Below are 12692 nucleotides of genomic sequence, written 5' to 3' on the forward strand. Positions count from 1 at the left end.
CACAATCGACTTTTCTAAACGTTTTTCACTCCATAGGTCGTAACCACTATAAGGGAGCTCAACATCAATCACGTCTGTCGCGACATTTATCACAAATGAAATATACCGTCAGTCGGACTAGACAAAGGGGATCAGGGCACAAAAAATCCCCGGAATGAAGGACATTGTCCATCATTCCGGGGATAGTTCAGCCATTTTTTCACTTCAAAGCAATACTCATGATCTCCGTTTCGTTAATGGTTGCTTCGGTGCTATCTGTTTTTTCCACTTTTTCAACCAGCTCGCCATTCGTGATGACGATCGGAGTTATGATGCTAGGTGCATTTGATTTAAGGAATTCGATATCGAATGTAACGAGCTTGTCCCCCGCTTTTACACGCTGCCCTTCTGCGACATGGACTTCGAATCCTTCACCTTTAAGGTTCACCGTTTCTAATCCGATATGCATCAGCAGCTCAATGCCACTTTTCGTCTTAAGTCCTATTGCATGCTTCGTATGGAAAACCTGGACCACTTCTGCATCTATCGGAGCTACGACAAGACCCTCTTCAGGAAGAATGGCAATTCCGTCTCCCATTAGCTTCCCGGAGAATACGGGATCTGGAACATCCTCCATTTTTACAATTTTCCCGTTCATCGGTGCGAGCAGCTGCTCCACGTTTTCTTTTTTTCCGAATAATTTCTTGAACATAATAGACACTTCCTCTTTTCAGTCAAATTTATTAAGGCAGTAAGCTATTTGGATCCGCTTTGCCTGCCTAACCTTTCATTCGTTGTGCTATTAATACACCTTTGTTTCCCTATCTATTTTTTCCACTTTAACGAAATCGAATGCAGCTTCGAAACCTTCTCCTTGAGGACTGCAGGCATAGATGCCGACTTTCATCGTTTTTCCCGTTTCAACGAGGTGGGTCATTCTAATTTGGCTCCAGGAAGTGCCATCTAATGAGTAATCAACATAATAGTTGGTGTTCCTTCTCGTTATCCGATAAAAGAGTGTCGCCCCATCTTCTGAAAATTCCTGACTTGACCAATCAGAGTAACCTTGGTTTGTTGCAACTACGCCTAGTTTACTTTTTCCATCCGGAATAAATTCAACAGATGTCTTTAGCCATGTCTCACTTGAAAAACGCACCATCAATCCCGCTTGGTCATATCTATTCACTGGCTTGGATTTCACCTTCGTCGTTAAACGAAAATCCCCGCTTACTTCATGGTACAAAAAATGCCCATTATCCGCTTGAAAGCCATAATGAGTTTTTTGCCAGAAGTCGGTTTGATCATCGGTTTTGATGACTAAAGTCGATTCCTCTGCATTTGCCCTCCACGTTTTGGGCTCGGAGTGCCATGATAATTTTGCTCTGAATTCAGCGTCATTGAATTCCTCCAATAATATAGCCGTTATGATCATAGCCACCTTTCTTATATTGATGCGTACACCTTCGCCAACGAAACCATTAATATTTTGTTAATTCCGATAAATAGAAGTTTATCATAAGTCGACCCCATTTGAGAATTATCAGGCTCCGCAACGCGCAGGGCCGGAACGTTGCAGCTTAAAAAAGCGATTCTTCATATGGAAAAATCGCTCATTCCCCCTATCCGCCAGGCGGCATTATTTCTTTTTCGCCTTGGCTGCCGCTTTTTCAATGTTCTCCTTCACTCTGAATGTAACGATCTGGCTTATCACTTCATATGGAATCGGCTTGTTGAGCGGAAACTGAACGGCCCCTTTCGACCGTTTGTAATCAGATAAAGCCTCTTCAAAAGCGGAGATTCCTCTCTGTGTCGGGTAAAACCCTATATGGTTTTTATAAGCCGCGAAATGGACCAGGTTTCCGTGCATCGCAAAGGTCGGCATTTGATAACTGATCCTTTCACTGGCTTCCGGTGCCGCAGCTTTAATTACGTTCCTTACCGTCTTTAGGATCTCCTGGACGTCATCGGGGAATTGCACGATATATTCATCGATTGTATGAAAAGTTTTGGCTCCTTCCATGATTGCTCCTTTCATCAGTAGAATGTCGTTATTCTATATTATAGCAATTTACTCCCATAAACTTTCAACAGAACTGTGCTTGAATAAAAAAAGCAGCGGAATCCCCATTTTATAAAATAGTAAGATACATCTTCCCCATTAGTTTCGATCACTTTTTTTATACCAGTAGAACGAGTTTTTTTTTGGAACGATCAAGTGTTCCGTTCCCATTACAATAGGTCGAATTATCTTATTGTAGGACGGATAATCCCGAATTAAGGACGAATTATTTCAGTTTAGGACGAATTATCCCGATTGAAGGACGAATCAGGACGGATTATCCGGTCTAAATTATGAGATGGTTGCCGTTTTGAGGCTTTCTCCTCCAGTTAGGTCCGACATCTCCCCTTTTTCATTGAAAACGTACATATTTTCAAGCATCACCGACCATCTTAAGGGGGTATGCTAAAAAAATTGGGAGGTAATACTTTTGCAAAATCAACCGAATATGTCCAATACCCAACAACCACAAGGCATGGTGCCGAACATGAATCATGGCGGTCATGAATTATTTGATGCGCACGAAGTCCTTTCAGGGTTTATAAATGTATTAGATCAGTACCAACTTTTTGACCAACACATTAAAGATCAAGAGCTGAAGGCGATCCTTCACCATCAATATACATTCGTTACCGATGTATACAACATTGCCGTAGAAGCTTTCACTACAGGAAAAAAACCATCGCATGTTTCCCAGCCATACGAAATGCACCAAAATCATGACGTCATATATGGCCTTACGCCTTCTCAGCCTAAAAAACCGAATCAATCTGTCAACGAGATGAATGAACAAGGCGTATCCGGTCACATGCTTGGACTAATCAAATCAACGGGGTCACTTCTTGCCATGACTGCTGTCGAAACCACCAATCCTGTCCTTAGGAGGGTCATCGCTGACAGTGTGCCCAACTTTGTTGAAATGGCTTATGAAATCTTCCTGTATCAAAACAAGCATCGTTATTATCAAGTGCCGCAATTAGCGCCACAGGATATGACACAAATGCTCAAAGGCTTTGCTCCTGCCACGAAGAATATCATCAATTGATTCAACAACAAAAGCCCAGTTTTTCAAAAACTGGGCTTTGAACGAATATCATGAGCCTTCCCGGAAGGTTAACCCCTTCGCCGCAAGTGCACGCCTAAGCTGCTCCAGCGCTTTCGGACCCATTCCATGCAATTTGAGAATTTCTGACTCGCTCAGCTTGGTGAACTGTTCCAGCTTCACATACCCAGCACCCGATAATGCTCGCTGTGCAGGCTTTGCCAACTCTGGCGGCAGTTCTGTTCCGTTAGCAGTCATCACTCTTCCTCCTTCTATCGTCCACATTAATGTTTCCTTCAACGATGATTTTAATAGAATGTCTTCGAGATTTCTTTCTGCTGACTCTCAGCTTTTGATTTTTACGAACTCTGTCAATCCGTTCATCACACATTCTAGAACCTTTATTGACCTAGAAGCATGATTAGGCTCGATATCCAATGAATGATTGGCATTAGGGGCATGATTGCTGCTCATTATCCCTTCAAAAATCAAGTCGGACTTCAATAGTGGTGTAAGCAAAATCATTTTGGAATGGATATATCGCTCGTCTTTCATCCATCCATTGATGATGGGTATGGTACCAAGTGATTTCCCCAGAAACATAATTTCTTGATAATCTTTTTTTTGACATACTTCCGCAATGACCGGGTTACAGTCACCAACCATAACTTCAGTGATATCTCCCAATGGCTGACTGACTATATCTGGCTCGTAAGAATAATGAATATGTACGACATCAAACCGATTTTGGAGCAATAATAAAATAATGGCTTCTCATACGTGTAACCAGCACCCGAAAACATAAAACAAACAGCAGGACTTCCGTTGTCGATATGGGTGTATGGCACTTTTTTTACTGATTCCATTCATTTTTCCATGATTCACCTTCATATAGTCCCCAATCTTCCAGCAGTCACCTTATATATTCACCGGCTTCCCGCTTCATACCTGCTACGGTGTCATGATTTAATGGTTCCGTTTCTCTATGATAATAAGTATAATTTAGATATTGTCCCATTTTCTGTAAATAAAACCTTGAAGGAGAGTGTGTAATGAAAATCAAATCGTTTTGTTTCATTCTGGTCTTACTGGTCTCAGGTTCTGTGAGCACGATTCATGCAAGTGCAAGCGGTCATAAGGTGAAGGAACTACAGATTGGGGAATCTTTCGGCGGTGTGGATGGCACGATGATCATCCAAAACCTAAAAACGGATAAAGAATATATCTATAACAAAAAGAGAAGTACCACTCGCTATACTCCGGAGTCGACGTTTAAAGTGGCGAATGCATTGATCGGGCTGCAGACAAAGGCCGTGAGTGATGAATATGAAGTGAAGCGTTGGGACGGGGTAACCCGGGAATTCGAAGATTGGAATAGGGACCATTCGCTTGCTTCAGGGATGAGGTATTCGGTGATTTGGTTTTATCAAGAACTGGCCCGCGACATCGGTGCACAAAACATGCAGGAATACGTGAACATGATCAATTACGGGAACCGTGATATATCTGGCGGCATCGATCATTTCTGGCTGGATAGCAGCCTGCACATATCCGCCAAGGAACAGGTCCATTTTATTGAAAAGCTGGTGGATGAAAAACTGCCCATCGATAAACAGCATATGAGAACGGTAAAGAGAATCATGATCAATGAAGAAGCCGACGATTATGTCCTTCATGGAAAAACGGGTACACGCCTCTCCGATATGGGCTTGGGCTGGTATGTCGGCTATATCGAAACGGATAAAGGAAAATGGGCTTTCGCCACAAACCTGGACGGAAGCGGAAGTACAGCCAAAGCGATTACACTGGAAGCCCTGAAAGAGCTGGAAATCATAAAGTAATTAGTCCTCGCGCATGCTCTTCCTTCGGGCATGCGTTTTTCGTCTGATTATCAAATTCCAATTTCTTTCAAAATCAGGTTTGATTCATCTCCAAAGAAGGTACTTAGTACCTATAAATATAAAATGGAGTGAGGATAAAGGAATGATGAATAAACAGGAAATAATCGACCACATATTAAAAGGAGATCGGCTTTACTTCTCAAAGCTTTACACCAAATATGAAGACATGTTGAAAAATACGGCCGTTAAACTGACCGGTTCTGAAATCAATGCCGAGAATCTGCTATTCATTACCTTCAAGAAATTGTGGGAATCGCCCCATACATTTGGAGCTTCCAATGATCAAATGATTTCCACCTATCTCATGAAACAGGTCGTATACAATCATTTGTATGCTCAACGCACAGTGAAATTGAAATAGTCCACTCGCGAGTATCTGCGCTATTCGGACTTTTTTTTCCCTTTTACGAACTTTATCAAGAAATGGATGCCGCCGAATACCAAAAAGATATAACCAAATCCAATTGCCAATTCAGGGTTTTTGCTTTGCTTTAAAACATCGGCATGACCAAGCACTAAAAATGCAGCCCCTGCCACGAAATAAAGAATGGCCGTCATGTATTTTTTCATTTTGAAGCCTCCTTGCCCGCATCTTAGAAGATCCTCGAACTTTTTTGATACTTCGTTTCCCTCTATCCTTTGTTTTCGTTCAATTCCTTAGTTAATGCCGCTACCGCAAGCAGCACTTCCTTCACATTTTCCTCACCGCTCAATTGCTTCCTCGCATGCAGGAGAATGGGCCTTACGGATTCGACGGAACGGCCGAAGTCGTACATCCAGTCATATCGCGGAACCATCCAAGTGTGGAAATGATGCGTTGTATCCTCATTATAAAAATAATAAACAGACTCTATGCCCAATGCAATTCGTTGAGCCTTCCTGATCCTCTTCAATAACCTGATATAATCGCTACTTTCTTCTTCAGTCAGTTCATCAAAACACTTGATATGGCGTTTTGCTGCTAAAATGATCAATCCTTTAATCGGGTAGGCGACATCCTGATGGGCATGAAAATACTCCGTTTCGATTACGGTCCCGCCCTCAGGCTCGATTAAGCCGCTTGTGACGGCACAGCTTAAGCAGTCCACTTCGATATTTTTCCCATTCGACAATAAAACCCCCACGAAATCGCTCCCTTTACACCGCACTTCAAGAAATTTCCGCTGATTATGTTTCGCTGACTCAGCGATATATCCTGAGGAGGATGATGAACGATCCTTACATCCTCTATCTCCACGATATAGGTTTCCCAACAATTATTCCACCGTTTTTTTCTATAAGAGGGATATTATCTCATCAAGAAAAAAACCTCTACAGAGTAGGGCCCCTTCATTTTCACATTATGGATTGGTTCTGTCGTTTCGCAATTGGATGATCGTTAATACGACCGAACCTGCCAAAGCCGCTAAAAGAATTGGCATGTCACCGCCAAGGATTAAGCAAATGAATTGGATGATCACAAAAGAAAGTCCCATCCAGAAGAAACGCCATTTTTGCCATATCATGGCGATGAGCAATTGAATGATACCGGCATTTAACACGATATAAATGATCATGGTGACAAAGGTACTTCCTTCTGGTGCAGCGAAAGTCGACCACAATGACCATAGTCCCGCAAAATAAGTAATTCCGATGAGGGCGAAAGTCCAAACTATCCAATAGATACGTTTATTCATGTTGATTTTCTTTCTTTATGATTACTGTTCCACAGAATTATGACCATGAAACTTCCCTTCCTGCAAAGATTGTTGTTAATCTAAGAGTTGGATAGTTTTCATTTTCCCAGTCCGGGAATACGTTACAATAAAGGCGATTCTGAAAAAGAAAAGGAGCAAACGATGGAGAAGAAACTAGCGATCGTAACGGGAGCCAATTCAGGAATGGGCTTGGCAACTGTGATAGCCCTTGCCAAGAAAGGTCTGCACGTCATCATGCTATGCCGTAATGAAGAGAAGGGGAAAAGAGCGCTTGAATTGGCCAAGGAAGAAAGTCAGTCCAGCAGCATCGAATTAATGATAGGTGATTTGGCATCCATCGAAAGCATTCACCACTTTGCAGAGACGTTTAAGGCCAATCATGATTCACTAGATGTATTGATCAATAATGCAGGTGTCGTCACCTTAAAACGTCAGGAAACGAAAGACGGGTTCGAATCGATGTTGGGCGTTAATCACCTCGGTCATTTTTTACTGACCAATTTGCTGATCGATGAGTTAAAGCGGTCGGATGCCGGGCGGGTTGTCATCGTTTCTTCAGGCGCGCATAAATGGGGGAAATTCAATTTTGACGATCCCTATTTTCACAAAGGCTTCAATGTCGTTAAAGGATATGGCCGTTCCAAGCTAGCCAATGTTTGGTTCATGAAAGGGCTGGCCAAAAGACTGGAAGGTACATCCGTCAGCGTAAACGCCTTGCATCCCGGGGCCGTTGCAACGAATATAGGCGTCGATCGGGACACCGGATTCGGCAAGCGATTCATCAAGCTGTTAGTCCCTTTTTTCAGAACCCCAGAAAGAGGAGCACGAACAGCTGTTTTTCTCGCAACCAGCGAACACGTCAAAACCGTTTCCGGATCTTATTTTTACGATGAAAAAGATGCTCCCCTTTCAAAGCTTGCCCAAAATGACGAGCTTGTCGAGCGATTCTGGCATTGGAGTGAGCAGCAGGTCGGCTTGGATTGAGGTAAATGCCGATAACCACCCTGATTCAAGGGTGGTTTGCCTCGCATACTCATCAAGATTATCTCCGTTTCATTATCTCACGAAAATCCAAAATCCTTTGCAATCCGAAGGCAGCAATCAATCCACCCAAAAAATCAGGTTGGATGAAAACAATTCTTTTTCAAAGTACAGAAAATACATATGATCAATGAATAATAACAGCATATACGTGTAAAAACCAAGTATCGCCCCTTTTTTCCAATGGGCGGACTCCGTTGCAGACATATCTTTGAAAAGCTTCATGTCATCATCCTCCATTAGTAAATGATGATTGCTAGATGAAATGATCGATATTATAAAGAAAAACTATTGTCAACGATAAATGAGCTAGCGTTATCAGGTATACTTTCTCCATAACTAATTGAAAACCGAAAATGTGAATCCTCTATCACAAAAGATAAAGTGCTCCCCCTTCCCAACCGATCGATATTCTCCCAGGCGTTTCCGATATATGAACCACTCTTTCCCGGCATCGGAAATAGTTCATACGCTCCACTTCACCCGAAAAACCCCAAGACTGAGACGAAGAAAAGAAATACCGAGATAACAAGTGACCTATGCCACGATCCTTTCCGTTCCATTCGAAGGTCGGCGAGTCCCATCACCAGCACCATGGCTCCCAAGCACAACATTGAATACGGTATCAGCTTAGTATCTCCAGTAATAAGCTGATAAACGGATAAAGCGACGACGATCATCGCTAGGATATATTTCAATACATACATGATTCTTCCTCCTACACTATCGATATCGTTAATTGTGATAACCAACCATTTATACCATAAAATTATAATTATACCATTTTACGATAATTAAAAAATGTACTAAAAAGAGATACGCCCAAAATGGCCGTATCTCCTTTTAGGAAGATCACGCAAGAAAGGTTTGCCCATTTTTGTAAATGAACGAGTACCTGCCTTCTTCTTTCAGCAATACCGGCAAATACGCACCGACCATTTCCGCAATCCCCAGATTTTCGGGTGCTAGGATCCAATCTATCGTTTTCCAGTCAAGAATGCCTTCTCGGGTTTTCATCGGCGTTTCATATATTAAATCATCTTCCGCTTCATACAAATAAACATATATTCCATCCTGTTCAGCCCCTGCGGTCTCCCACGTTACCGTTCCGCTAGAATAAGAGCGCCCGACGCGAATGCCCGTCTCCTCGAACACTTCACGCATCGCACCCTCATCAGGCGTTTCCCCAATCTCTATCTTGCCGCCCACCCCATTCCAAACCCCCATGATGGGAGCCTTCTCCCGATTAAGCAGCAAGATTTCATTCTTTCTCTTCACAAAACAAACCGTATACTTAAACATGAACATTCCCCTTATCATTTCTTAATAATGTCAGTGCCACATGGCCATGAAGAACGATTTCGTATGGAATTGAACGTCGCAACTCCTATAAAACTGGTTTTACAATATTGTACCTTGTTGTGTCCAGTTTTAGGATACTTCGATCGAAACTTCAACTCGCGGAAGCCTGAATATAGGGTTTACTGGTTTACTCGTGAATTTGGCGGAATTACTCGCTAGCTTGGGTAGTTTATTCGCCATTTTGGCCGGTTTTCTCGCCAATTCGGGCGCTTTACTCGCCAATTCGAGCACTTTACTCGCCAATTCGGCCGCTTTACTCGCCAATTCGAGTACTTTACTCGCCAATTCGAGCACTTTACTCGCGAGTTTACGCTTGGCTCTTTCATTTCGCCTTTATCTATAAAACAAGCAGCGAGTTCCAAAAGGAACTTGCTGCTTTCTGGTTGATTTATGCTCCTGCCCAGACATCTTTTGCATATCTGCCGTTTTCTTCTAACGACTGCAGCCAGGCGGTTGCTTCTTGTTTAGTTGTTTGTTGGAATTGCATATAGCTTTCAATCAATGTTCGTTCAACATCCGGGGCCATTTTGCTTCCGTCACCGCAAATGTATAGGTGTCCGCCTTCTTTTAATAAAGGGAGAATGTCTGAAGCGTTCTCCGCTAGGCGATGTTGCACATATGTTTTTTCTTGTCCCTCACATCTTGAGAAGGCGGTGTGCAAGGTTACGAGTCCGTCTTGTTCGGCTTGGACGAGTTCATCTTGGTAGAGGAAGTCGTGTTCCGGATTGCGGCAGCCAAAGTACAGGTGGGCAGCACCTAATGTTTCGCCTTTTTCCTTCAGGGCGCGGCGGGCTTGAATGAACCCTCTGAACGGTGCAATGCCAGTTCCAGGTCCGATCATGATGATCGGGTGTTCAGATTGCTTTGGAAGCTGGAAGTTGGATTGCGGTGTATGGATAAAGCATGCTACTTTATCGCCTGCCGCGCGCGCTGCCAAGTAATTGGAAGCAATGCCGTTGTATTCGCCGTTGCCGCTCCATGCTTCCCCCCGGACGACGCTGACGGTGATGCTCGCTTCTCCCTCCTTATGAAGCGGGGAGCTTGAAATCGAGTAGTATCTTGCTTTTAATGGCGGCAGCAATGCCAGGAATCCTGCAAATGGGATTTCACATGCAGGATACTTTTCAACTAAATCCAGCATGGTCATCCGCTTGCTTAGGATTTCCCGTTTATAAGTGCCGTCCTCCAGCAGTCCTTCAAGCTCTTTCACGTGTGGCGGACAGACAGTATGAGCAGCAAGCGCCCGTATTTGGGACCGGGTGGCGGGTTCCTGGAACTCGACATGGTTTAATAGCACTTCCGCTAGTTTAACGGGTATTTCTGTAGGAAGATGGGCAGCTTTACCTGAATCACCTGTAAGTTTGATATAGTCTTGCCCGTTCAAGTCGAATCGACTGAGCACTCGCTCGACAAGTTCCGCTGGATTTTGCGGCAGTACCCCCATATGGTCGCCTTCCTGATACTTCATGCCAGCTGGCAGCGCCAGTTCCATATGTCGTGTACTTCTTCCGCTATTTGCATGCTGTAATTCAACATTCCTTTTGACAACGGACGTAAAGGCATGGTGGCTGCGGGCGAGTGGTGTGCCGCTTACATCACTGACGTAGTTCATCGTAATCAAGCTTGTTTCCCGATCATCCTGATTGAGTTCAATGCTAAAGGCCCTGGCAAGATTCGTCCAAAGGGTGTCCGTCCATTTCTCGTAATCTCCTTCTAGATCATCACTTGCATCTCCATAGCCCGTTTCTGACAATCTTTTGGCTCCCGATTGCTCCAGACGGTCATCGATGTAGGAAGGAATGCGTTGGTACGTAGTTGCCCAGTTGCGGTCTCCGCATCCAAAGATCGCATAATGAACTCCATCCAAGCTGCCATCCTTGCTTTCCTTCAGCGCTGACACGAAGTCATCCGCATTATCAGGGGGATTTCCATTATAAGACGCCGAGACAATCAAGACCGCTCCTTCTCGCGGAAGTTGATTCACATAATCATTCAAAGGAGCAACCTCCGTATTGTATCCTTGGCGTTTCCCTGTTTCGGCAAGGTCACGGGCCATTCCTTCCGCTGTTCCCATGTTCGATCCGAACAGGACGAGCAATGGTGTGCCATGAGTGGTTTCGACGGCTTGGGCAGAGGCTCCTTTATTGGCTGAAACCGGCTCATGAGAATCGACGGTAAGCGACATCAAAGGCTTTCTTGGTGAAACGCGCAGCGTTAATCCGTCCGGTTTAAGCGTCAACGTTTCTTTCACGTCCAATTGATATCGCTTATGATCGATCAACTCAAAGTGCTGTAAGACCATTCCGAGCACAAGCGTGGCCTCATGAAGGGCAAACTGCTGTCCGATGCAGGCGCGCTGCCCGTTTCCAAACGGTTTATACGCATGATAAGGAATGGAGCTCGGATTCTCGAAACGTTCCGGAAGAAACGATTCAACGTCATCGCCCCAAACGGATCGATCGCGATGAAGCTCAGGAATGAGCAGCGAGAACACATCGCCTTTGTGAACATCGTATTGCCCATCCAGCACAGTATCTTCCTTCGCATATACAGTGAATGCAGGAGCTGTCGGCCATAGGCGCAGCACTTCATTGAGTACCATCCTGACATATTTCAACTTCTTGACTTGCTTGTAATCCGGTATTCCGTCACCGAGCACTTCATCCACTTCCTGCTGCGCTTTTTTTAATTTGTCCCTGTTATTCATCAGGAAATAGATGGCGAACGAGAGTAGTCCGCTCGTCGTTTCATGGCCGGCAATCAAGAAGGTAATGATCTGATATCTGATGTTTTCGTCATCCAGCGTCTCTCCCGTTTCAGGGTCGACTCCCTTCAGCATGTGGGAAAGGAGATCATCCTCTCCTTGATCGCCGTTTTGCTTTCGTTCGGCAATCATTTCATCCACAAGGGAGAACATGTATTGAATGTCTTCGCGGAATTGTTTTTTTGATTTGACCATCAGTTTATCCTGGATGCCGAGCCGCTGCGTTTGACTCATCGCTTCATCGAGCGAGCGGACCATGCTGGCGACGAACGGATGGGTGGTATCGCGATAAAAACTGTTAAAGCGGTAATTGAATCCGCATAGTCCAATCGTATCCAGCGTCAAGCGTGTCATATCCTCAGGCACATCAATCTCATCGGCTGGATTCAGGCGAGCCCATTTTTGAATCAGCTGGGCGGCAATATCGACCATTTTAGCATGATAGCCCTTCATTGCCTGCTGACTGAAGCTAGGCGATAAAATGTTATGCGCCTTTTTCCAGTTAGGCTCCGCCGTTTCACTCGTGAAGAGGCCATCACCGCCAAATGCCCTCACTTTTTGCAGTGCCGGACCAACTTTCTTATCAAACCTTGCTTCATCGCAAATTTCTTTCGCTAGTGCTGCACTTGATACGAATGTACCGATCCGGCCCGGATATTGAAATTGAAAAATCGGTCCAAGTTCTCGCGCCAGCTTCATATACGACTGAAGCGGTTTATCCTTATCGATGACAGGCAGGCTCCCTAAAGGGCCATATGTCTTTGGCTGTGGTATTTGAGTTGTCTTTGTCATGTTTAGCACCTCTATTAAATATTTCGGAATGAACGTTCATTCCGTTTATTGGCTG

Annotated in this window: 16 protein-coding genes and 1 pseudogene; 4 read left to right on the plus strand and 13 right to left on the minus strand. The window is 44.3% G+C overall.

Going from position 1 to position 12692, the window contains the following annotated elements; all coding sequences use genetic code 11:
- Positions 1-199: 199 nt before the first annotated feature.
- The 3 genes from ABE28_RS18985 to ABE28_RS18995 form a co-directional block, all read right to left on the minus strand.
- A complete protein-coding gene (locus ABE28_RS18985) occupies positions 200-691 on the minus strand; it encodes a PTS sugar transporter subunit IIA (protein WP_064465449.1) in 492 nt (163 codons plus the stop codon).
- A gap of 90 nt (positions 692-781) precedes the next feature.
- Positions 782-1411 carry a DUF1349 domain-containing protein gene (locus ABE28_RS18990; RefSeq protein ID WP_064465450.1) on the minus strand — a complete coding sequence of 210 codons (630 nt, stop codon included), beginning with the start codon at positions 1409-1411 and terminating at the stop codon, positions 782-784.
- Positions 1412-1615: 204 nt separating this feature from the next.
- Entirely contained in the window at positions 1616-1999 is a 384-nt protein-coding gene (locus tag ABE28_RS18995; RefSeq protein ID WP_064465451.1) for an iron chaperone, read from the minus strand.
- Positions 2000-2486: 487 nt separating this feature from the next.
- Here ABE28_RS18995 and ABE28_RS19000 point away from each other — a divergent pair, with 487 nt between their 5' ends.
- Positions 2487-3083, plus strand: coding sequence for a spore coat protein (locus ABE28_RS19000; protein WP_064465582.1), 597 nt, complete (start codon positions 2487-2489; stop codon positions 3081-3083).
- A 48-nt stretch (positions 3084-3131) separates the two neighbouring features.
- Here the strand turns inward: ABE28_RS19000 and ABE28_RS19005 are convergent, their stop codons facing one another.
- Positions 3132-3338: a helix-hairpin-helix domain-containing protein gene (locus ABE28_RS19005; protein ID WP_064465452.1), complete on the minus strand. Its 207-nt coding sequence runs from the start codon at positions 3336-3338 to the stop codon at positions 3132-3134.
- An 87-nt stretch (positions 3339-3425) separates the two neighbouring features.
- A pseudogene (locus ABE28_RS19010) lies at positions 3426-3946 on the minus strand (alpha/beta hydrolase).
- Between the two features lie 186 nt (positions 3947-4132).
- Between ABE28_RS19010 and blaOXA the strand changes: the two are divergent.
- On the plus strand, positions 4133-4921 hold the full coding sequence (gene blaOXA / locus ABE28_RS19015; protein WP_064465453.1) for a class D beta-lactamase: 789 nt from the start codon (positions 4133-4135) through the stop codon (positions 4919-4921).
- 142 nt (positions 4922-5063) lie between these two features.
- Complete coding sequence (locus tag ABE28_RS19020) at positions 5064-5342, plus strand: RNA polymerase sigma factor (protein WP_069191718.1); 279 nt, start codon at positions 5064-5066, stop codon at positions 5340-5342.
- A 20-nt stretch (positions 5343-5362) separates the two neighbouring features.
- Here ABE28_RS19020 and ABE28_RS19025 read toward each other — a convergent pair whose 3' ends face one another.
- The 3 genes from ABE28_RS19025 to ABE28_RS19035 all read right to left on the minus strand — a co-directional run bounded on the left by ABE28_RS19025 (position 5363) and on the right by ABE28_RS19035 (position 6657).
- Positions 5363-5551, minus strand: a complete 189-nt coding sequence (locus ABE28_RS19025) for a hypothetical protein (protein ID WP_064465455.1) — start codon at positions 5549-5551, stop codon at positions 5363-5365.
- A gap of 62 nt (positions 5552-5613) precedes the next feature.
- Positions 5614-6105 (minus strand): HIT family protein, encoded by a 492-nt coding sequence (locus tag ABE28_RS19030; protein WP_083232267.1) that lies wholly within the window; start codon positions 6103-6105, stop codon positions 5614-5616.
- 216 nt (positions 6106-6321) lie between these two features.
- A complete protein-coding gene (locus ABE28_RS19035) occupies positions 6322-6657 on the minus strand; it encodes a hypothetical protein (RefSeq protein WP_064465456.1) in 336 nt (111 codons plus the stop codon).
- 162 nt (positions 6658-6819) lie between these two features.
- On the opposite strand from ABE28_RS19035, the gene ABE28_RS19040 reads away from it, so the two are divergent.
- Positions 6820-7662, plus strand: a complete 843-nt coding sequence (locus ABE28_RS19040; protein ID WP_064465457.1) for an SDR family oxidoreductase — start codon at positions 6820-6822, stop codon at positions 7660-7662.
- Positions 7663-7779: 117 nt separating this feature from the next.
- Here ABE28_RS19040 and ABE28_RS19045 read toward each other — a convergent pair whose 3' ends face one another.
- From ABE28_RS19045 to ABE28_RS19065, 5 genes are all read right to left on the minus strand, one after another.
- The gene (locus ABE28_RS19045; protein ID WP_257390631.1) at positions 7780-7944 is read right to left on the minus strand and encodes a hypothetical protein; all 165 of its coding nucleotides are present in this window, start codon (positions 7942-7944) and stop codon (positions 7780-7782) included.
- Between the two features lie 254 nt (positions 7945-8198).
- Positions 8199-8426, minus strand: coding sequence for a DUF3953 domain-containing protein (locus ABE28_RS19050; protein ID WP_083232146.1), 228 nt, complete (start codon positions 8424-8426; stop codon positions 8199-8201).
- Between the two features lie 145 nt (positions 8427-8571).
- Positions 8572-9021, minus strand: a complete 450-nt coding sequence (locus tag ABE28_RS19055) for an NUDIX hydrolase (RefSeq protein WP_156775832.1) — start codon at positions 9019-9021, stop codon at positions 8572-8574.
- A 129-nt stretch (positions 9022-9150) separates the two neighbouring features.
- A complete protein-coding gene (locus tag ABE28_RS19060) occupies positions 9151-9366 on the minus strand; it encodes a hypothetical protein (protein WP_156775833.1) in 216 nt (71 codons plus the stop codon).
- A 103-nt stretch (positions 9367-9469) separates the two neighbouring features.
- Positions 9470-12637, minus strand: coding sequence for a bifunctional cytochrome P450/NADPH--P450 reductase (locus tag ABE28_RS19065; protein ID WP_064465460.1), 3168 nt, complete (start codon positions 12635-12637; stop codon positions 9470-9472).
- Positions 12638-12692: the final 55 nt, after the last annotated feature.

It is taken from the genome of Peribacillus muralis (assembly GCF_001645685.2).
In the GTDB taxonomy this organism is placed as follows: Bacteria; Bacillota; Bacilli; order Bacillales; family DSM-1321; genus Peribacillus; species Peribacillus muralis_A.